The organism is Rathayibacter tanaceti (assembly GCF_009834165.1).
GTDB lineage: Bacteria > Actinomycetota > Actinomycetes > Actinomycetales > Microbacteriaceae > Rathayibacter > Rathayibacter tanaceti.
This window is the reverse complement of sequence record NZ_CP047186.1, coordinates 2055070-2074788: the sequence shown is the minus strand read 5'-3', so window position 1 is coordinate 2074788 and position 19719 is coordinate 2055070. Positions and strand designations below refer to the sequence as shown.

The window sequence follows — 19719 nt, the reverse complement described above, 5'->3', positions numbered from 1 at the left end:
TCGTGCCGCTTCGCTGCGCTACGATGGATGGTCCCCCTTTTGCACGAGAACACGAGACGAGTCCGTTCACATGGCAAGTGCCACCCGCTCCGACCTGCGCAACGTCGCGATCGTCGCCCACGTCGACCATGGCAAGACCACGCTGGTCGACGCCATGCTCAAGCAGACGAACTCCTTCGACGCGCACGCCCACGTGGACGAGCGCGCGATGGACTCGAACGAGCTCGAGCGCGAGAAGGGCATCACTATCCTCGCGAAGAACACCGCTGTCTCGTACAGCGGCAAGCACGCGACCGACGGTCCCATCACCATCAACGTGATCGACACCCCCGGCCACGCCGACTTCGGCGGTGAGGTCGAGCGCGGCCTCTCGATGGTCGACGGCGTGTGCCTCCTGGTCGACGCGTCGGAGGGCCCCCTCCCGCAGACCCGCTTCGTTCTGCGCAAGGCGCTGGAGGCGAAGCTCCCCGTGATCCTGCTGGTCAACAAGACCGACCGGCCTGATGCGCGCATTGACGAGGTCGTCGCCGAGAGCCAGGACCTCCTGCTCGGCCTCGCCTCCGACCTCGCCGACGATGTGCCGGACCTCGACCTCGACGCGATCCTCGACGTGCCCGTCGTCTACGCCTCCGGCAAGGCTGGCCGAGCTTCCGCGAACAAGCCCGAGGACGGCTCGCTGCCCGACGCCGAGGACCTCGAGCCGCTGTTCGAGGCGATCCTCACGCACATCCCGGCCCCCACCTACGACGACGGAGCGCCCCTTCAGGCCCACGTCACCAACCTCGACGCCTCGCCGTTCCTCGGCCGTCTCGCCCTCCTGCGCGTCTTCAACGGCACGATCAAGAAGGGGCAGACCGTCGCGTGGGTCCACCACGACGGCACGCACACGAACGCCCGCATCACCGAGCTGCTGATCACGAAGGCTCTCGACCGCTACCCGGCGGAGTCGGCCGGCCCCGGCGACATCGTCGCGATCGCGGGCTTCCCCGAGATCACCATCGGTGAGACCATCGCCGACCCCGAGGACATCCGTCCGCTGCCGGCCATCACGGTCGACGACCCTGCGATCTCGATGACGATCGGCACCAACACCTCGCCGCTCGTCGGCAAGGTCAAGGGCCACAAGCTCACCGCGCGCATGGTCAAGGACCGTCTCGACCGCGAGCTCATCGGCAACGTGTCGCTCAAGATCGTCGACATCGGACGACCCGACTCGTGGGAGGTCCAGGGCCGTGGCGAGCTCGCGCTGGCCATCCTCGTCGAGCAGATGCGCCGCGAGGGCTACGAGCTCACCGTCGGAAAGCCCCAGGTGGTCACCCGCCAGGTCGACGGGAAGACGCACGAGCCCTTCGAGCACCTCACCATCGACGCTCCGGAGGAGTACCTCGGCGCGATCACGCAGCTCCTCGCCGCTCGCAAGGGCCGCATGGAGGGCATGTCGAACCACGGCACCGGCTGGGTGCGGATGGAGTTCATCGTCCCCTCGCGCGGCCTGATCGGCTTCCGGACCGAGTTCCTCACCACCACGCGCGGCACGGGCATCGCGAACGCGATCCTGCACGGCTACGAGCCGTGGGCCGGCGCCATCGTCACCCGCAACAACGGCTCCATCGTGGCCGACCGCTCGGGCGTCGTGACGCCGTTCGCCATCATCGCGCTGCAGGAGCGGATGACCTTCTTCGTGAACCCCACAGAGGAGGTCTACGAGGGCATGGTCATCGGCGAGAACTCGCGCAACGACGACATGGACGTCAACATCACCAAGGAGAAGAAGCTGACCAACATGCGTCAGTCGACCTCCGACACCTTCGAGTCGATGACGCCGTCCCGCCAGCTGACCCTCGAGGAGTGCCTCGAGTTCGCCCGTGAGGACGAGTGCGTCGAGGTGACCCCCGAGGTCGTCCGCATCCGCAAGGTCGAGCTCGATGCCAACGCCCGCGCGCGCATGACCAGCCGTCTCAAGAAGCAGGGCTGACCCCCGCCGGGCGCCGCGAGGGCCCGGGCACGTCGTCCGCGCCTGCCGAGCGGGAGGCGCGGCTGGTCAGCCGGTCGGCGTCGGTTCGGGCGACGGCGTCGCCGACTCCGCCTCGAGGGTGCTCGTGGTGAACGACACGAAGGCCGACGCGTCGTCGGGCTTCCCGGTGTACTGCTGGCCGTTCACGAGCACTGTCGGAGTCGATTCCAGCTTCGCGAGCGACGAGTTCGCGAGCGGTTCGGTCGTCGCACGCTTCGTCGCCGCTGCGACCCACGGCCGGAATTCCCCGCTGGTGATGCAGGCCAGCACGTCGTCGTCGGTCACTCCCGCACCCGTCACGAGGGAGCGCAGCGCGTCGTCGTCGAGGCCCGTGGTCCCCTCCGCCGGCTGCTGGGCGAAGAGCGCGGCAGTGACGGCCAGGAAGCGGTCCGGGTCCTCGTCGGCCACGCAGGCCGCGGCGTTCGCGGCGCGACTCGAGTACTGCGATCCGGCGGAGGAGGAGTCGAGGATGGCGATCGGGTGGATCTCGAGGGTGATGGCGCCCTGCGTCAGCCAGCTCTGGAGCTGTTCGGCGTTGGTCGTCTCGAACTGGCCGCAGTAGGGGCAGAGGTAGTCGACGTAGAGGTCGACGGCCACGATTCCCCGGCCGCGGGTGGCGCTCTCGTCGGTGGCGACCGGGAGCGCCTCGGGAGCGAGAGCGGGTGTGGTCTGCACGGTCACGGCAGAACCGTCTCCGGCCAGCACGATCCCGTCGCTGATCATGTTCGCGGGGCCGGCGCTCGCGATCTTCTGCTGCGACCACATGTTCCAGCACACCAGCGCGACCACCGTGAGCAGCCCGATCACCGCCCCGCCCTGGCCGAGGAGCCTGTTCCGGCGACGCCGGCGGCGCTCCGCCTCCCACCGCTCCCGCGCCTCGGCGCGGGCGCGTTCTTGGCGTTCGCGTTTCGTCGGACCGTTCCTCGTGCTGTTCCCGGACATCGCCCCGAGGGTAGGAGCGGCGGCTCGGCGCGTTCCCGGAGGACGCTCGCCGGAGCCTGGGACGGCATGCGGATCTCCTCAGGCGCCGATCTCCTCAGGTGCCGATCTCCTCGGGCGCGGATCTCCTCGGGTGCCGATCTCCTCGGGTCCCCGGCCGATCCGGGCCCCGGTTCAGGCGAAGAGCGCGGAGCCGAGGTAGTCGTTCTCGTCGCGGGCGCCGGGGGGCACGGCGAACACCGCCGATCCGACGTGCTTCACGTACTCGTTCAGCGCATCGGTCGCGAGGCTCTTCTGCACGGTGATGAACTGCTGCGGCGACCGCTGGAAGGAGAGGAAGAACAGGCCCGCGTTCAGGCGCCCCAGCTCGTCGTTGCCGTCGACGAAGTTGTAGCCGCGGCGCAGCAGCCGCACCCCGTCGTTCACGCTCGGATGCGCGAGGCGCACGTGCGAGTCCTTGTCGATCAGCGGCGCACCGGTGGCCCCTGTCGCGGTGAAGTCCGGCTCGGCGAACTCGGCTCCGCCTGAGAGCGGGGCGCCCGAGCCCTTGCTGCGGCCGATCACGCGCTCCTGCTCGCCGAGCTGGCTGCGGTCCCAGGTCTCGATGATCATGCGGATCTTGCGGGCGACCAGGTAGCTGCCGCCGACGAGCCAGTCTGGGCCGTCCGCCGCCGACACCCAGACGTGCTCGTGAACGGCGTCGGGCTCCTCGGACTTCACATTGGCCGTGCCGTCCTTGAAGCCGAAGAGGTTGCGCGGGGTCGCCTGAGCCGTCGAGGTGGAGGAGGTGCGCCCGAAGCCGAGCTGCGACCAGCGCAGCGAGGCGCGCCCGAACGCGATCCTGCTGAGGTTCCGGATCGCGTGCACGGCGACCTGCGGGTCGTCCGCGCAGGCCTGCACGCAGAGATCGCCGCCTCCCGCCGCGGGTACCAGGGCGTCACCGCGGAACCGGGGCAGCGTCTGGAGCTCCGGGGGGCGACGCGCCGCAAGGCCGAACCGGTCCGAACCGTTCTCATCGGTGAACAGGCTCGGGCCGAAGCCGACGGTGATCGTCAGCGAGGCGGCGTCCAGCCCCAGCGCTTCACCGGTGTCCTCGGGAGGTGCCGTGTCCGCTCCGCCGACCGCGCCCTCCTCGGTCACCTCGAGGCCCTGCGTGAGCCGGGAGGCGGCGAGGGTCCAGTCTTTCAGCAGCTCGATCAGGTCCTCGCGGCTGGTTCCGGCGGCGAGATCGAAGGCGGCGAAGTGCAGGCGGTCCTGTGCGGCGGTGGTGATCCCGGCCTGGTTCGCCCCGAAGAAGGGGACGGTGCGCGCCGAGGAGGAAGCGGTCGCGCTCGTGGCGGAGGTGACGGCCACGGTGCCACCGATTCCCGCGGCGAGCCCGGCGGTGCCGGCCGAGACGAGGCCCAGCAGCCCCCGCCGCGAGAGTCGGCGGGGGTGAACGACCTCGTCGGTGGACTCCGGCTGCTCCGGCTCCGTGCGCTCCTCGGCGTCCACTACGCTGCCGGCTCCTCGACACCGAGCACCGTGTGGGTGAGCTGCGAGAGGGGCTCCGAGAGGGCGTTGACCTGGTCCGACAGCTCCTTCTTCTGTTCAGCGGTCAGCGTCGAATAGGCGACGAAGCCCGAGTCGATCGAGCCGTACTGCGCGAGCAGTGCATCCAGCTCCGAGAAGCGCTGCGTGATCTGGGTGGTGAGATCTGCCCCGTCGTCACCGGTCGCGGTCGCGATGGGTTCGACGTTGCCGAAGGCCACCTCCGCACCCTGCACGTTCGCGGCGAAGTCGGTGAGGTCGGTGCTCGACCACCAGTCCTCCTCGCCGGTGATCTTGCCCGCCGCTACCTCGTCGAGCAGGCCGATGGCCCCGTTCGAGATGTCGCCCACCGAGACGGTGAAGTCGGAGGTGTTCACGAGGTCGGAGAGGCTCTGCACATCGGCGACGAGGCCCTGACCGAACTGTGCGCGCTGCTCGGTGGTCGACGGTGCCCAGTCGAGGAAAGCGCTGGTGCCGTCGGAGTTGAGCGCCCCCTCGGCCGGAACCCACAGATCCTTCTCGATGCGGTGGAAGCCGGTCCAGTCCAGGCCCTCGGCGACCGCGTCGACCTCGCGGTAGTCGATCCTTGGGTCGAGGTCGCCGAACGCCTCGGCCGTGGGCTCGATGCGCTCGTAGAAGACGCGCGTCGAGGCGAAGAGGCTGCGCGCCTTCTCGTCGTCGCCCGACTCGTAGGCCTGGGCGAACTCCGTCACGGCCGGCAGCAGCTCGCCGACCTGCGACTTCACGTAGGAGACGTAGTTGGTGACCGCTGCCTCCGTCGCCGCCTTCTGATCGGCCGACTGCGCGGTCGCCTCGCCCGTGACCGTGAATTCGCTCAGCCCCACGGGAGCGCCGACCTGCTGGAACTTACAGGCGGTGTAGTAGGTGCCCGGCTCGAGCTGAGCCACATAGGACACGCTCTGACCCGGAGTGACGTTCTCCTTCTCTCCCACGATGCGCAGCTTGTCGTCGGCGAGGATCTCGAACTCGTTGACGTCGGAGCCGCCGTTGGTGAGCGAGAACGTGACGGGTCCGGCCTCGGCCGTGGTTGCCGAGACATCGCACGCGTCGTCGCTGATCGCCACGTCGAGTGCGGCGCTCGAGGACGACGCCGGAGTATTGGGCACGCACCCCGTGAGCAGCAGGGCGAGCGCGCCGGTGCCGGCGAGGCCGAGAGCGACGCGGGGGAGCGGACGGCGGGTGGGACGAGCGCGCGAGGACATGGTTCTCCTGGGATCGAGGGGGAGTGCTCCGGGATGGCGGCGCAGGGTCAGACGGATGTGGGGGCGGGGGAGGCGACCGGGGCCGCGCTGCCCCGACGCGGGCCGCGCAGGCGGACCTGGCGGACGAAGAGCAGCCCGACGACGACGAGGTAGAGCAGCCAGACCACGAACTGCAGCGCGGTTGGCTCCGGCGTGTAGTTGAAGAGACCGCCGAGCACCGCCGTGACGGGCGGCGGGAGGATCGGGCCGAGGGAGAACAGCGGCGCACCCCAGCCGGGCAGCACCGACGCCTCCTGGAGGTCGCCCACGCCGTACGAGAGCACGCCGGCGGCGACCAGGATGAGGAAGCCGCCCGTCCAGGTGAAGAAGCGGCCGAGGTCGATGCGCACGAAGCCGCGGAAGATCAGGTACGAGACCAGCACAGCGCTGATGATCCCGAGCAGCGCGCTGATCGTTCCCGTCCAGGCGTCCGTCCCGGAGCCGGCGCTGCTCGAGGACACGCTCGCCCAGACGAAGAGGGCGGTCTCGATCCCCTCGCGGCCGACGCTGATGAAGCCGAGCACCACGATTCCCAGGCCGGAGCCGGAGATCGCGCCGTCGAGCTTGGACTCGAGCTCACCCTTCAGACTGCGGGCGTTCGCCCCCATCCAGAAGATCATCCAGGTCACCAGGCCGACCGCCAGGATCGAGAGGCCCCCGCCGATGATCTCCTGCGCCTGGAACGAGAGCGTGGACGGTCCCCAGGTGAGGATCGCGCCGGTCGTCAGAGAGATGACGATGGCTGCGGCGATGCCGGTCCACAGCCGCGGCAGGACGTCGCGTCGGCCCAGCTTGGTCAGGTACGCGACGAGGATGCCGACCACGAGGCCGGCTTCGAGGCCTTCACGGAGGCCGATGAGGTAGTTTGCGGGCACGCGTGTTCTCTTGGTCGATGGTGGACGAGGAGGGGGCTGCTCCCACCCCGAGCCGGCTTGTTCGGTAAGCCTTGCCTTATCCCGGGGTCGACTGTAGTGCGCCTCCCGACCCCTGTCCAGGAGCGTCGCGCGCCGGGCATCGGGCAGGACGAGAGGCGGAGAGTGGACGCGGGCCGAGACGCAGCAGCCGAACGGGTGGTCGCCGTGCACGCCCACCCCGACGACGAGACGATCACCATGGGCGGCACGCTGGCGCGACTCGTGGCGCAGGGGGCCGCGGTCACGGTGGTCACGGCCACCCGCGGCGAGTGCGGCGAGGTGATCCCCGACGACCTCGCTCCGCTCAAGGGCTCGGACGAACTCGCCGCGCACCGCACCGCCGAGCTGGTCGTCGCGCTCACGGCGCTCGGAGTGGGCGACCACCGCTTCCTCGGCGACACCGGGGCCCGTGCTCCCGGCCTCGCTCCCCGCGTCTACCGCGATTCGGGCATGCAGTGGGGCCCTGGCCGCGTTCCCGTCCCGCTCGAGCCGGTCCAACCCGACTCCCTCATCGCCGCGACCGAGGAGGAGGAGATCGCCGACCTCGTCGCTGTCCTCCGGCAGGTCGACGCCGGAGTGGTCCTCTCCTACGACGCGGGCGGAGGCTACGGTCACCCCGACCACGTGCGCACCGCGCGGATCGCCGAGCGCGCCGCCGAGCTCCTGGGGCTGCGCCTGCTCGCCGTCCTCCCCGAGGCCGCGCCTCCGGAGCCCGGCGACGTCGTGATCGAGCTCTCTCCCGAGGACTACGCCCGCAAGCGCGCCGCGTTCCAGGCGCACGCGACCCAGCTCGTGGTCGAGGGGGACGAGGCGCGGCTCTCGAGCGGCCCGGCGTTCGCGATCGGCCGCGTCGAGCGCTTCCGCCCCTCGACGCACGCCTCCGCCACCGAGATCGCCACCGTCGAGCGGCCGACACTCGGCTCGCGGCTTCTCTCGGGCGTGGTCGGAGTGCTGGTCGGTGCGGTCGCCGGAGCGATCACGACCGTCGCTCACCAGAGCACCGTTTCGATCGGCTCGGTCGTGCTGCCGCTCGGACTCCTCGCCTCGCTCGCCGGGGTGCTCCTGCTCCTGCTCGGGCTCCGGCTGGTCCTGGTCGACCGCTTCGTCGCCTTCTGCACGGCGATGGGCCTGCTCACCATGGTGGGGCTGCTCGCCCTGCGCAGCGCCGGCGGATCCGTCCTGGTGCCGGCCAACGGCCTCGGCGTCGCCTGGACCTTCCTCCCGGCGCTGATCGCACTGGTCGTGATCGCCTGGCCGCGGCTGCGCACGCCGGCGCCCGTCGAGCCGCTCACCGGCATCGACGCCCCGTCGGCCCCCGTACGATAGAGACACTGTTCGAAGGGACCTGGACGACCGTGACCTACGTGATCGCACTTCCGTGCGTCGATGTCAAAGACCGCGCCTGCATCGACGAGTGCCCGGTCGACTGCATCTACGAAGGCGAGCGCTCGCTCTACATCCATCCCGACGAATGCGTCGACTGCGGCGCCTGCGAGCCGGTCTGCCCCGTCGAGGCGATCTACTACGAGGACGACCTGCCCGAGGAGTGGTCCGACTACTACAAGGCCAACGTCGAGTTCTTCGACGAGATCGGCTCGCCCGGCGGAGCCGCCAAGGTCGGCGTGATCGCGAAGGACCACCCGGTCATCGCCGTCCTCCCTCCGCAGAAGCACTGAGCGGGAGCGGTCATGGCGCTTCGCGAACTCCCCGACTACCCCTGGGACCAGATGGCCCCCTTCGCCCGGCTGGCCGCCGCGCATCCCGGCGGTGCTGTCGACCTCTCAATCGGCTCTCCCGTCGATCCCACCCCCGCGCCGATCCGCGAGGCGCTCGCCCGCGCGACGGATGCCCACTCCTATCCGACCACGATCGGCACGCCGGCCCTGCGCGCGGCCGTGACGGCCTGGTATGCGCGTCGCCGCGGCGTGCCCGGGCTGGGAACCGACGAGGTGCTCCCGACCATCGGTTCGAAGGAGTTGGTCGCGTGGCTGCCCTTCCTGCTCGGCCTCGGCGAGGGTGACGTCGTGGTGCATCCGCGCGCCGCGTACCCCACCTATGCGATGGGTGCGGCCATCGCCGGCGCCGAGGCGCTCGCCTCCGACGACCCGGACGAGTGGCCGGAGCGCACCGGGCTGGTCTGGCTGAACTCGCCCGGCAATCCGGACGGAGCTGTGCTCGACGTGCCCGTCCTCCGGCGCGCCGTGGCGCGCGCCCGCGAGCTGGGCGCCGTGATCGCGGGCGACGAGTGCTACGCCGAGCTGGGCTGGGACGGCCGCTGGGCCGACGAGCCGATCCCGAGCATCCTCGACCCGCGGGTCGTGGGGGAGGACCGCCGCGGCGTCCTCGGTGTCTACTCGCTGAGCAAGCAGTCGAACCTCGCCGGCTACCGCGCGGCCTTCGTCGCCGGGGACGCGGCGCTGATCCGCCGCCTCCTCACCGTGCGCAAGCACGCCGGCATGATCGTTCCCGCGCCGCTTCAGGAGGCGATGGTGGTCGCCCTCTCCGACGACGAGCACGTCACGGAGCAGAAGGAGCGCTACCGCTCGCGCCGCGATCGCCTGCGCCCCGCCCTCGAGTCCGCGGGCTTCCGCATCGACCGCAGTGAGGCCGGCCTCTACCTGTGGGCGACCGAGGGCCGCCCGGCCTGGGAGTCGATCGAGCGGCTCGCGCAGAGGGGGATCCTCGCGGGCCCCGGCGTCTTCTACGGTGATGGGTCGCCCGAGCACGTCCGGCTGTCGCTGACCGCCTCCGACGAGCGGATCGACGCCGCCGTCGCGCGCCTGACCGGCGCTTCCTGAGTCGGTCACCAGGCTTCCTGGCCCCCTCCGACAAAGACCTGGACCCAGCGCTGGGCGATGTCACAGTGCCCGGGCTTTGCCCATAGGCTGTATGCGGTTCGGTCGACGGCGCCTCACGAGGGCCCGGCTGCACCACGATCCAGACCCGGCGCCGCCCGCTCCGTGCGAGCGCTTCCGGGGTGCGACCGCGACGACCTGGGAGGCGTTGTGACCGAATCCGGCACGCAGAGCGAAGGAACCGCGACGGTGGGTTCCCCCGAGCCCGCCACCGAGAGCGCAGAGCCGCAGCCCTCGTCGCCGGTGGAGCAGGAGTTCCCCGAGAAGGTCACGCTCACCTTCGGCGATCGGACCGCGGACTTCCCGGTCCTGCGCAGCGTGGACGGCTCGTCGAGCATCGACTTCTCGACCCTGTCGAAGCAGACCGGGTTCATGTCGCTCGACTACGGCTTCGTGAACACCGCGGCGACGAAGTCGCAGATCACGTACATCGACGGTGATCAGGGGATCCTCCGCTACCGCGGCTACCCGATCGAGGAGGTCGCCACCAGCGCGACGTACCTCGAGGTGGCGTGGCTGTTGATCTACGGCGAGCTGCCGACCGCCGACGAGCTCGCCGGCTTCGACGAGAGCATCCGCCGGCACACTCTCCTGCACGAGGACCTCAAGCGCTTCTTCGACGCTCTTCCGCACAGCGCGCACCCGATGTCGGTCCTCTCGGCCGGGGTCTCGGCTCTCTCGACCTACTACGAGGACAGCTCCAACCCGAAGGATCCGGAGGCGGTCGAGCTGACCACCATCCGTCTCCTCGCGAAGCTGCCGGTGATGGCCGCGTACGCGCACAAGAAGAGCATCGGCCAGGCGTTCCTCTACCCGGACAACTCGCTGAGCTTCGTCGACAACTTCCTGCGGCTGAACTTCGGCACCCTGGCCGAGAAGTACGAGGTCGATCCGGTCCTCTCGAAAGCGCTCGACCGCCTGCTGATCCTGCACGAGGACCACGAGCAGAACGCGTCGACCTCGACCGTCCGCCTCGTCGGCTCCACCGAGGCGAACCTCTACGCCTCCGTGTCTGCCGGCATCAACGCTCTCTTCGGCCCGCTGCACGGCGGGGCCAACGAGGCCGTGCTCACGATGCTCGGCCGCATCCGCGAGTCGGGCGAGAGCGTGTCGACCTTCGTCGAGCGGGTGAAGAACAAGGAGGAGGGCGTGCGTCTGATGGGCTTCGGCCACCGGGTCTACAAGAACTACGACCCGCGCGCCAAGCTGGTCAAGGAGAGCGCCTCCGAGGTGCTGCAGGCGCTCGGCGTCAAGGATCCGCTTCTCGACATCGCGATGGAGCTCGAGGCCCTGGCGCTCGAGGACGACTACTTCAAGGAGCGTCGCCTCTATCCCAACGTCGACTTCTACACCGGAGTGATCTACAAGGCGATGGGCTTCCCGCCCCGGATGTTCACCGTGCTCTTCGCGATCGGCCGCCTCCCGGGTTGGATCGCCCACTGGCGCGAGATGAACACCGACAAGCAGACCAAGATCGGCCGACCCCAGCAGCTCTACATCGGCTCGCCCGAGCGCCACTGGCCTTCCGGCCGCTGACCGTATCGCTCGAGGGAATCCCGACCTGCGAGGGAGCGAGCAGCCGCCGGTTCCCTCGCCGGTCCGCGGCCCTTCGAGCGCGAGGGCCGGCCGGTCAGGCGTGCAGCGCCGCGTTGAGTTCGGCGCCCGCGCCCGTGCGGGGGAGCACCTCGACGGCGCCGGTGAGGGAGTTGCGGCGGAACAGCATGTTCGGCACGCCCGAGAGCTGTGCGGCCTTCGCGGTCCGCGGTCGGCCGTCGGGCAGCGGTGCCGAGCCGATCAGCACGACCTTGGTGCCCGCGGTGATGTAGAGGCCGGCCTCGACGACCGTGTCGTCCCCGATCGAGATGCCGATGCCGGAGTTGGCGCCGAGCAGCGCCCGAGCGCCGACCGAGATTCGCTGGACGCCTCCGCCGGAGAGGGTGCCCATGATCGAGGCCCCGCCCCCGACGTCCGACCCGTCGCCGACGACGACGCCCTGTGAGATCCGCCCCTCGACCATCGAGCTGCCGAGCGTGCCCGCGTTGAAGTTGACGAAGCCCTCGTGCATGACCGTGGTGCCAGGGGCGAGGTGCGCGCCGAGCCGCACGCGCGACGTGTCGGCGATGCGCACCTTCTCGGGGGTCACGTAGTCGGTGAGTCGGGGGAACTTGTCGATGCCGGTCGCCTGGATCCCGTGGCGACGGAGCGAAGGACGTAGGCGGGTGAACGACTCGGGCGAGACGGGGCCCGCATTGGTCCAGACCACGGTGGGCAGGTGCGCGAAGACGCCGTCAAGGTTCACGTCGTTCGGTCGCACGAGCAGGTGCGAGAGCAGGTGCAGGCGCAGGTAGGCGTCGGAGGTGGAGGCGGGCGGCGCCTGGATGTCGATCTGGAGCGTCACGACATCGATGCGGACCTCGCGCCGGGGGTCCTCGCCGGCCTGCTCCTCGAACTCGGCGGGCACGATCCACGGGTCGCGTCCGGCTGGGATCGCACCGAGCCGCGGCTCCGGGAACCAGGTGTCGAGGACGGTGTCGTCGGCGGCGATCGTGGCGAGCCCGTAGCCCCAGGCGGAGGCGGGCGAGGCGGAGTCTGCGGAGTGCTCGGGCGTCATGCGACCCAGGGTAGCGCGGAGGGTGCTGCCGCTACCCTGGTGCCCATGGCCGACCAGACCACCGCCCCTCCGCTCGATCTGCGCACCGATCCGGTCGCCCTCACCCGGGTGCTCTGCGACATCCCGTCCGTCTCGGGGGACGAGCTCGAGATCGCCGACGCCGTACAGCGGGCGCTTGAGCAGTACGGCCACCTCGAGGTCATCCGCGATGGGCACACCGTCGTCGCGAGGACGAACGTCGGGCGAGCACAGCGGGTCGTGATCGCCGGCCACCTCGACACGGTGCCGATCAACGACAACCTCCCTGTCGTCGCCCGGGCGATTGACGGTGTCGACCACCTCGTCGGCCGCGGCACCGTCGACATGAAGGCCGGAGTCGCCGTGCAGCTCGTGCTCGCGGCGGAGCTCGTCGAGCCCGCCGTCGACATCACCTGGATGTGGTATGACAACGAGGAGGTCGCCTCCGATCTGAACGGCCTCGGCCGTCTCTCGCGTCGCCGGCCGGACCTCTTCACCGCCGACTTCGCTCTGCTCGGCGAGCCGACCGGCGGCACCGTGGAGGGCGGCTGCAACGGGACCCTGCGGGTCGAGGTGTTCACCCGGGGCGTGCGCGCCCACTCCGCCCGCAGCTGGGTCGGCGAGAACGCCGTCCACGCGGCAGCGCCGGTGCTCGCGCGGCTCGCCGCCTACGAACCGCGCTCGGTCGAGGTCGAGGGCCTGGTCTACCGAGAGGGGGTGAACGCCGTGAGCATCGTCGGCGGAGTCGCGGGCAACGTCATCCCCGATCTCTGCACCGTGCAGGTGAACTACCGCTTCGCGCCCGACCGCACCGGAGAGGAGGCGATCGCCCACCTCCGCGAGCTCTTCGAGGGCTTCGAGGTCGAGGTCGCCGATCTCGCCGAGGGCGCTCGGCCCGGTCTCGACGCCCCGCTCGCGCAGGCGTTCCTGGCCGCCGTCGAGGCGGAGGCACGACCCAAGTACGGCTGGACGGACGTCGCGCGCTTCTCGGCGATGGGCATCCCCGCCGTCAACTACGGACCGGGAGACCCCCTCCGCGCCCACGCTGACGACGAACGGGTGGCGGTGCGCGAGATCACGGCCTGCGCAGAAGGCCTGCGCCGATGGCTGACGGCGGCCCCGTGAGCACGATGATCACGCCCGCGCCGGTCCGGTCCCGCCTGCGCTCGGTGCCGTGGTGGGCCGGGGTGCTCGCCGTGTACCTCGCGACCCGGGTCGTCACGACCGTCATCCTCCTCCGTTTCGCGTCGATGCAGGAGGCGAACCCGTGGACCGGCCCGTCGCCCTCCTACTCCGCCTTCGCGTCGATGTGGGACGCGCGCTGGTACGAGATCATCGCGGCGAGCGGCTATCCCTCCGTACTCCCGATCACCGAGACGGGCCACGTCGGAGAGAACGCCTGGGCGTTCATGCCGCTCTACCCGGCCGTCGTGAAGGCCGTCATGGCTCTCACCGGCCTCGCCTGGGCGCCGGCCGCTGTCACCGTCTCGGTGATCTGCGGAGCGGTCGCCTGCCTCGTGCTCTACCGCCTCCTCCGGCACTCGCTCAGCGAGTCGCAGTCGCTCGCCGCCGTACTGCTCTTCTGCGTGGCGCCGACCTCTCCTCTGCTCCAGCTCGCGTACGCCGAGTCGATGGCGATGATGCTGACCACGATCATGCTGCTGCTCCTGGTGCGTCGCCGCTGGGTCGCGGTGGTGCCGGTCGTGCTTCTGCTGGGGCTGACGCGGCCGAGCGGACTCGCCGTCGCCGCCGCCTCCGGTCTGTACGTCGTCTACCGGATCGTGCGCCGTGCGAAGGAGCCGTTCCCCCGGGCGCAGTGGCTGCCCGCGGTCGGCCTCACGCTGTGGGGCCTGGTCGTCGGGTTCCTCTGGCCCGCGATCGCCTGGGTCGTGACGGGATCGGTGACCGCGTACACCGACACGGAGCTGGCCTGGCGCTCGGTCTACATCGGCTACCAGGAGCTCCTGCCGTTGACTCCGTGGTTCCAGGGCGGATCGTGGTGGGGCTCCTGGTGGTTCCAGGCGCCTGCGGTCGGCATCCTGCTGGTGGTCCTGCTGGTCGTGGTCTTCGTGGCCGCGCTCGCGGCGCCGTGGACGCGGAGGCTCGACGTCTTCAGCCGTGCCTGGATCGCCGGCTACGGGCTGTACCTGTTCGCGTTCTTCTTCCCGCAGTCGAGCACGTTCCGACTGCTCGGGCCGATGTTCCCGCTCGTCGGGGCACTCGCGGTCCCGCGGTCGCCCGTGTTCCGCGTGCTGCTGGTGCTGCTCGGCATCGGCGGTCAGATCGCCTGGATCTCGCTCTGCTGGTCCGTGACCAGCGGCGACTGGACTCCGCCGTGATCCCGGCCCGGCTCTCGATGGGCGCGACGGTTCGGAACACCCGCGCGGATGCACGATAATAGAGGGATTCGTCACGAAAGGGGAACTCTATGGCGGCCATGAAGCCGAGGACCGGAGACGGACCGATGGAGGCTGTTAAGGAGGGCCGACTCATCGTCGTGCGCGTTCCGCTCGAAGGAGGCGGACGCCTCGTCGTCTCGGTCAACGATGCAGAGGCGAAAGAGCTGCACGACGCGCTCGCGTCGGTGGTGTCTCCCGCCTGATCCGCACCGTCGAGAACGCCCGTCGCACACCGTGCGGCGGGCGTTCCCTCGTCGACGGGTGCAGCGAGCCGGTCTCCGGTCGCTCAGGCGCGGCGCTTGTTGGCCTGGAGCAGACCGTCGCCGATTGGCGACAGCACGCTGACCACGGCGGGGGATCCGCAGATCTCGGCCACGAGCGTGCGGAAGGCGGTCGCGATCTCGTCGCGCTGCGCCGGGTTGGCCACGCGCCCACGCCACAGCGCGTGCGGGACGAGCACGGTGCCGCCCGGCCGGACGAGGCGCAGGGCGTGCTCGACGTTCTCGATCACTTGCAGCGGGTCGCCGTCGACGAACACGATGTCGTACGAGTTCTCGTTCATCCGAGGCAGCACCTCGAGGGCGCGCCCCGGGATGAGGCGGAGGCGGTTGGGGGAGACGCCGGCCTCGTGGAACTGGGTGCGCGCGTGCTGCTGATGCACCGCCTCCGAATCGATGGAGGTGAGCATCGCCTCGGGAGCGCCGTCCAGAAGCCAGAGGCCGCTGACGCCGGTGCCGGTGCCGATCTCGATGATGGAGGTGGCGCGCGCGGCCGCCGCGACCAGTGCGGACTGCGCGCCGATCGAGGGGGAGACCGCGTCGATGCCCAGCTCGACCGAGAGCCGGCGGGCCGAGGCGATGCCCTCGGACTCGACGATCGCGTCCTCGGCGTACTTCCAGTTGGCATCCTTGTCGGACACGGGTGGGCTCCTCTGATCGGTGCGCCGGACGGGTCGCGCCCGGGCACCGTCAGGCTACGGTGGCGCGCGCGCTCCGCGGGGGAGGCGCGGCGGGTTAGTGTTGTCCTCGTGTTCGGTTTGACGTTCGACAAGCTCCTCATCATCGGAGTGATCGCGGTCTTCGTGCTGGGTCCGGATCGTCTTCCGTACTACGCCTCGCAGCTCGGCCAGCTGGTGCGCAAGATGCGCGGGTTCGCCACCCAGGCGCGCGAGCGCGTCAAGGACGAAATGGGCGAGGAGTTCAACGAGGTCGACTGGCGCAAGCTCGACCCGCGGCAGTACGACCCTCGTCGGATCATCCGCGACGCCCTCCTCGACGACGACGATCCGACTCCGACCGTGAAGCCGCCGACCGCCGTCGCTGCACCGGTGGTCGCGGGAGGCACCGGCTCCGCCCAGGACAGCTACTACACGACGATGCAGCGCTCCGTCGGCACGGGGACCCTCTCGAGTGTCGCGCCGCCGCCGATCGACTCCGAGGCCACCTGAGCGGCAGCACGTCCCCGCGCGTGGACGCGCGTCTCAGTCGACCGCGATCGGCAGCCGTCGGCCGGTGAGGCCCCGGGGGCGTGCCGCCAGCGTGTGCGCCAGCGCGTCGATCGCCTTGGCGGCGGGATCCTCCGGGTCGCCGACGACGACCGGAACGCCCGCGTCGCCTCCCTCCCTCAGCGCGACGCTGATCGGCAGAGATCCCAGGAGAGGGACCGCGTCGCCGGAGGCGCTCAGACGACGGGCGACCTCTGCGCCACCACCGCTGCCGAAGAGCTCGAGCACCGAGCCGTCCGGCTGCGGAAGGCCGGACATGTTCTCGACGACTCCGATGATGCGCTGACCCGACTGCCGGGCGAGGGCGCCGCTGCGCTCGGCCACGTCGGCGGCGGCCGGCTGCGGAGTGGTCACGATCAGCACCTCCGCATGGGGGAGGAGCTGACCGATCGAGATCGCCACGTCTCCCGTTCCCGGTGGCAGATCGAGCAGGAGCACATCGAGGTCGCCGAAGTAGACGTCGGTGAGGAACTGCGAGATGGTGCGGTGCAGCATCGGTCCGCGCCAGGACACGGCGGCTCCGCGGGTGTCGCCCTCCAGGAACATCCCGATCGAGATCACCTTCACGCCGTGGGCGACCGGGGGGAGCATCAGCTCGCCGACCCGGGTCGGTCCGGCCACGTGTCCCTCGTGCATCAGGCCGAGCAGCCCGGGTATGGAGAAGCCGTGCACGTCGGCGTCGACCAGGCCGACCGCGAGGCCGCGGCGCGCGAGGGCCACCGCAAGGTTGGCCGTCACCGTCGACTTCCCCACGCCGCCCTTGCCGCTGGTCACAGCGTAGACACGGGTGAGCGAGTCCGGACCGAACGGTATGCTGCGCCGGGCGCCTCTGAGGCGCTCCGTCAGAGCCGTACGCTGCGCAGGTGTCATGACGCCGACCGCGACATCGACGGCCGTGACTCCGGCCACCGCAGCGCTCGCCTCGCGGACGTCGCGCTCGATGGCGGAGGCCGCGGGGCAGCCCGTGATCGTGAGTCGGATCGCGACCCGCACCGCGCCGTCCGCGGTCGCCGCCACCGACTCGACCATGTCGAGTTCGGTGATCGGCCGGCGGATCTCGGGGTCGGCGACGCCTCCGAGGGCCGTCAGGACCGCGTGCTCGAGAGCAGTCGGCTCAGGCATCGCTGCGCTCGGACGTCGCGGTCCGGTCCTTCTCGAGCTCTTCGAGCAGGCCGCGCAGCTCCGAGCGGATGAAGTCCTTGCTGGCCATGTCGCGGATCGCGAGGCGGAGCGCCACGACCTCGCGTGCCAGATACTCGGTATCGGCCAGGTTGCGCTCGGCGCGCTGGCGGTCCTGCTCGATCTGCACGCGGTCGCGGTCGTCCTGGCGGTTCTGCGCGAGCAGGAGCAGCGGAGCCGCGTAGGACGCCTGCAGCGACAGGATCAGGGTCAGCACCGTGAAGCCGAGGGCCTGCGAATCGAAGCGCGCGTCCTCGGGGCCGTAGGTGTTGAACATCAGCCAGAAGACGCAGAAGATCGTCATTCCGACCAGGAACCACGGGGTGCCCATGCCGCGCGCGAACGACTCCGTCAGACGGCCGAAGCGATCGCTGCTCGGCCGGCCGCGCCGCGAGAGCACCCGGGTGCGCAACCCCTTCGGGGCGTCGAGCCGCCGATCCTGCTTGCTGTCCCTAGCCACGTGCACCCCTCCGTCCTCGTCGTGTCCTGCTCGTCGCCGGCGCGGGCGGCACGAGCGGGATTCCCTGCGTCGCCGTGGTGACCGGCTTCCGCGGTTCGTCGTCGTCGCCGTGGCTGCGCCAGTCGTCGGGGAGGAGATAGTCGAGCACGTCGTCGATCGTGACGACCCCCACGAGGCGGTGGGAGGCGTCCACCACGGGCACCGAGACGAGGTTGTAGCTCGCCAGGATCCGGGCGACTTCGGCCGCGGACGTCTCCGGAGTGATCGGGTCCATGCTCTGATCCAGCAGCGTGCCGAGCCGCTCGTGCGGGGGATAGCGGAGCATCCGCTGGAAGTGGACCATGCCGAGGAAGCGTCCGGTCGGCGGCTCGTAGGGCGGTAGCGTGACGCAGACCGCCGCGCCCAGGGCGGGGGCGAGCTCGTGGCGCCGGATGAGGGCGAGGCCCTCGGCGACCGTCGCCTCGGAGGAGACGATGATCGGCTCGGTCGTCATCAGGCCGCCCGCGGACTCAGGGGCGTAGCTGAGGAGCATGCGGACGTCGTCCGCCTCCTCCGGCTCCATCAGTTCGAGAAGCGCCTCGCCGCGCTCCTCGGAGAGCTGCGCGATGAGGTCGGCGGCGTCGTCGGGCTGCATCTGGTCGAGGACGTCGGCCGCACGGTCGTCGTCCAGCTGTCCGAGAATCTCGACCTGTTCGCTCTCGGGCATCTCCTCGAGGACGTCCGCGAGGCGGTCGTCGGAGAGTTCGCCGGCCACCTCGAGCATCCGCTGCTGCGGGAGATCGAGGAGCGTGCTGGCGAGGTCGGCGGGCTTGAGCTCGGAGAGGCTCGCGACGTACTGCTCCGCCGACTGCGCCTCAGTCGAGACGCTCTCGCGCACCTCGCGCCAACCGGCGAACGCGGTGGCGCCCTTGGCGAAGGGGGAGGGACTCGTCTTGGGTCGGCGGACGAAGAGCTGCGCGAGCTCCCATTCACCGGGTGCCGCCTCCTCGATCGCGACGTCCTCGACAGTGGCGTCGCCCGAGCCGTCGACGAAGCTGACCCGGCGGCCGAGCAGCTCCGCGATCACCCGGACTTCGCCACCGCGCTGTTCGAAGCGGCGCACGTTGATCAGCCCGGTGGTGATGATCTGGCCGCTGCCGATGCTGGTGACGCGGCCGATCGACACGAACACCCGCCTCCGCCCGGGGATCTCGACGACGAGTCCTACGACGCGGGGCGCGTCGTTCTGCCGGTAGACCAGGAGCACGTCGCGGACCTTGCCGACACGATCGCCGGCGGGGTCGAAGACACTGCATCCGGCCAAGCGCGCGACGAAGACTCTGGCGGAACTCACGGCTACAAACCTAGACCCGCACGACCGGGTGGACGCCGAGCCTTCTCGGTTCGTCCTCGGCCTGCTCCCCAGATCCGTCCAGAATCCTTCAAGTCTGCTGTGCCACCCTGAACGGGTGACTCAGCAGACGCCGTTCAACGGCCGAGGTCCGGCCTTCCCGACCATCCCCCGCGGGGAGATCCTCGCGACGTTCGAGACCTACCAGGAGGCCCAGGCCGCCGTCGACGTCCTCGCCCGCGCGGACTTCCCGGTGAGGCAGTTGGCGATCATCGGGAACGAGCTCAAAAGCGTCGAGCGCGTGACCGGCAAGCTCACCTGGGGCCGTGTTGCGCTCGCGGGAGCTGCCTCCGGTGCGTGGCTCGGAGTGTTCCTCGGCCTGCTGCTCATCATCTTCTCCCCGACGACCGAGTTCTCGTTCCTTGTCGCTGCCGTGCTCCTCGGAGCGGGCTTCGGGATGCTCTTCGGTCTCGCCTCCTATGCCGTGAACCGCCGCCGTCGCGACTTCACCTCGACCATGCAGGTGATCGCGACGAGCTACTCCGTGCTCGTCGACCCCGAGGTCGTGAACCGGGCCCGCACGCTGCTCGACGGCCGCGGAGCAGCGGCGGAGGCTCCTCAGGCGCTGTGGTCGCCGCCGCCGGCGACGGGCGAGCCGCAGCCCGTCCGCCCCGAGGACGACCAGCGCTGACGCCGTCACCCAG

General features: G+C 70.4%; 19 protein-coding genes. 10 read left to right on the top strand and 9 right to left on the bottom strand.

The genetic code is table 11. The annotated features are described in order from the left end of the window. Positions 1–70: 70 nt before the first annotated feature. On the top strand, positions 71–1975 hold the full coding sequence (gene typA / locus GSU10_RS09760) for a translational GTPase TypA (protein ID WP_068208325.1): 1905 nt from the start codon (positions 71–73) through the stop codon (positions 1973–1975). 66 nt (positions 1976–2041) lie between these two features. Here typA and GSU10_RS09755 read toward each other — a convergent pair whose 3' ends face one another. From GSU10_RS09755 to efeU, 4 genes are all read right to left on the bottom strand, one after another. Then, entirely contained in the window at positions 2042–2956 is a 915-nt protein-coding gene (locus tag GSU10_RS09755; protein WP_132504095.1) for a DsbA family protein, read from the bottom strand. Between the two features lie 171 nt (positions 2957–3127). After that, positions 3128–4447, bottom strand: a complete 1320-nt coding sequence (gene efeB, locus GSU10_RS09750; protein WP_068208322.1) for an iron uptake transporter deferrochelatase/peroxidase subunit — start codon at positions 4445–4447, stop codon at positions 3128–3130. Beyond that, positions 4447–5706 (bottom strand): iron uptake system protein EfeO, encoded by a 1260-nt coding sequence (efeO, locus tag GSU10_RS09745; protein WP_068208320.1) that lies wholly within the window; start codon positions 5704–5706, stop codon positions 4447–4449. Before efeO ends, efeB begins: the two co-directional genes overlap by 1 nt. Positions 5707–5753: 47 nt before the next feature. Continuing rightward, positions 5754–6620, bottom strand: a complete 867-nt coding sequence (gene efeU / locus GSU10_RS09740) for an iron uptake transporter permease EfeU (protein WP_068208315.1) — start codon at positions 6618–6620, stop codon at positions 5754–5756. A 162-nt stretch (positions 6621–6782) separates the two neighbouring features. Here efeU and GSU10_RS09735 point away from each other — a divergent pair, with 162 nt between their 5' ends. The 4 genes from GSU10_RS09735 to GSU10_RS09720 all read left to right on the top strand — a co-directional run bounded on the left by GSU10_RS09735 (position 6783) and on the right by GSU10_RS09720 (position 11050). Then, positions 6783–7985, top strand: a complete 1203-nt coding sequence (locus GSU10_RS09735) for a PIG-L family deacetylase (RefSeq protein ID WP_068208312.1) — start codon at positions 6783–6785, stop codon at positions 7983–7985. Positions 7986–8014: 29 nt separating this feature from the next. Next, positions 8015–8335: a ferredoxin gene (gene fdxA / locus GSU10_RS09730; RefSeq protein ID WP_068208310.1), complete on the top strand. Its 321-nt coding sequence runs from the start codon at positions 8015–8017 to the stop codon at positions 8333–8335. A 12-nt stretch (positions 8336–8347) separates the two neighbouring features. Then, positions 8348–9457 carry a succinyldiaminopimelate transaminase gene (dapC, locus tag GSU10_RS09725; RefSeq protein WP_068208308.1) on the top strand — a complete coding sequence of 370 codons (1110 nt, stop codon included), beginning with the start codon at positions 8348–8350 and terminating at the stop codon, positions 9455–9457. Positions 9458–9757: 300 nt separating this feature from the next. Further along, positions 9758–11050, top strand: coding sequence for a citrate synthase (locus GSU10_RS09720; RefSeq protein WP_068208353.1), 1293 nt, complete (start codon positions 9758–9760; stop codon positions 11048–11050). A gap of 94 nt (positions 11051–11144) precedes the next feature. On the opposite strand, the gene dapD is transcribed toward GSU10_RS09720, so the two are convergent. Next, on the bottom strand, positions 11145–12125 hold the full coding sequence (dapD, locus tag GSU10_RS09715; RefSeq protein ID WP_132504097.1) for a 2,3,4,5-tetrahydropyridine-2,6-dicarboxylate N-succinyltransferase: 981 nt from the start codon (positions 12123–12125) through the stop codon (positions 11145–11147). A 45-nt stretch (positions 12126–12170) separates the two neighbouring features. Between dapD and dapE the strand changes: the two genes are divergently transcribed. The 3 genes from dapE to GSU10_RS09700 all read left to right on the top strand — a co-directional run bounded on the left by dapE (position 12171) and on the right by GSU10_RS09700 (position 14745). Next, complete coding sequence (dapE, locus tag GSU10_RS09710; protein WP_068208305.1) at positions 12171–13268, top strand: succinyl-diaminopimelate desuccinylase; 1098 nt, start codon at positions 12171–12173, stop codon at positions 13266–13268. Further along, a complete protein-coding gene (locus GSU10_RS09705; protein WP_068208302.1) occupies positions 13247–14482 on the top strand; it encodes a hypothetical protein in 1236 nt (411 codons plus the stop codon). The genes dapE and GSU10_RS09705 overlap by 22 nt, the downstream gene beginning before the upstream one ends. Positions 14483–14571: 89 nt before the next feature. After that, positions 14572–14745, top strand: coding sequence for a DUF3117 domain-containing protein (locus tag GSU10_RS09700; RefSeq protein ID WP_068208299.1), 174 nt, complete (start codon positions 14572–14574; stop codon positions 14743–14745). Positions 14746–14828: 83 nt separating this feature from the next. Here the strand turns inward: GSU10_RS09700 and GSU10_RS09695 are convergent, their stop codons facing one another. Then, positions 14829–15461 carry an O-methyltransferase gene (locus tag GSU10_RS09695; protein ID WP_068208296.1) on the bottom strand — a complete coding sequence of 211 codons (633 nt, stop codon included), beginning with the start codon at positions 15459–15461 and terminating at the stop codon, positions 14829–14831. A 108-nt stretch (positions 15462–15569) separates the two neighbouring features. On the opposite strand from GSU10_RS09695, the gene GSU10_RS09690 reads away from it, so the two are divergent. Continuing rightward, positions 15570–15989, top strand: a complete 420-nt coding sequence (locus tag GSU10_RS09690; RefSeq protein ID WP_068208293.1) for a twin-arginine translocase TatA/TatE family subunit — start codon at positions 15570–15572, stop codon at positions 15987–15989. Between the two features lie 33 nt (positions 15990–16022). Here GSU10_RS09690 and GSU10_RS09685 read toward each other — a convergent pair whose 3' ends face one another. Genes GSU10_RS09685 through GSU10_RS09675 form a run of 3 tightly spaced genes read right to left on the bottom strand, consistent with a single transcriptional unit; the run spans position 16023 to position 19018 of the window. Next, a complete protein-coding gene (locus GSU10_RS09685) occupies positions 16023–17168 on the bottom strand; it encodes an Mrp/NBP35 family ATP-binding protein (RefSeq protein ID WP_132504099.1) in 1146 nt (381 codons plus the stop codon). Further along, complete coding sequence (locus GSU10_RS09680; RefSeq protein ID WP_068208350.1) at positions 17161–17685, bottom strand: DUF1003 domain-containing protein; 525 nt, start codon at positions 17683–17685, stop codon at positions 17161–17163. The genes GSU10_RS09685 and GSU10_RS09680 overlap by 8 nt, the downstream gene beginning before the upstream one ends. Beyond that, positions 17678–19018, bottom strand: a complete 1341-nt coding sequence (locus GSU10_RS09675; RefSeq protein WP_068208292.1) for a magnesium transporter MgtE N-terminal domain-containing protein — start codon at positions 19016–19018, stop codon at positions 17678–17680. Before GSU10_RS09675 ends, GSU10_RS09680 begins: the two co-directional genes overlap by 8 nt. Positions 19019–19133: 115 nt before the next feature. Here GSU10_RS09675 and GSU10_RS09670 point away from each other — a divergent pair, with 115 nt between their 5' ends. Further along, positions 19134–19706 (top strand): YflT domain-containing protein, encoded by a 573-nt coding sequence (locus GSU10_RS09670; RefSeq protein WP_082844957.1) that lies wholly within the window; start codon positions 19134–19136, stop codon positions 19704–19706. Positions 19707–19719 lie beyond the last annotated feature (13 nt).

Coding starts and splice junctions, on each gene's coding strand:
- GSU10_RS09755 (WP_132504095.1), bottom strand. CDS start 2,956: ATGTCCGGGAACAGCACGAGGAACGGTCCGACGAAACGCGAACGCCAA.
- efeO (WP_068208320.1), bottom strand. CDS start 5,706: ATGTCCTCGCGCGCTCGTCCCACCCGCCGTCCGCTCCCCCGCGTCGCT.
- dapD (WP_132504097.1), bottom strand. CDS start 12,125: ATGACGCCCGAGCACTCCGCAGACTCCGCCTCGCCCGCCTCCGCCTGG.
- GSU10_RS09685 (WP_132504099.1), bottom strand. CDS start 17,168: ATGCCTGAGCCGACTGCTCTCGAGCACGCGGTCCTGACGGCCCTCGGA.
- GSU10_RS09700 (WP_068208299.1), top strand. CDS start 14,572: ATGGCGGCCATGAAGCCGAGGACCGGAGACGGACCGATGGAGGCTGTT.
- typA (WP_068208325.1), top strand. CDS start 71: ATGGCAAGTGCCACCCGCTCCGACCTGCGCAACGTCGCGATCGTCGCC.
- dapC (WP_068208308.1), top strand. CDS start 8,348: ATGGCGCTTCGCGAACTCCCCGACTACCCCTGGGACCAGATGGCCCCC.
- GSU10_RS09705 (WP_068208302.1), top strand. CDS start 13,247: ATGGCTGACGGCGGCCCCGTGAGCACGATGATCACGCCCGCGCCGGTC.
- dapE (WP_068208305.1), top strand. CDS start 12,171: ATGGCCGACCAGACCACCGCCCCTCCGCTCGATCTGCGCACCGATCCG.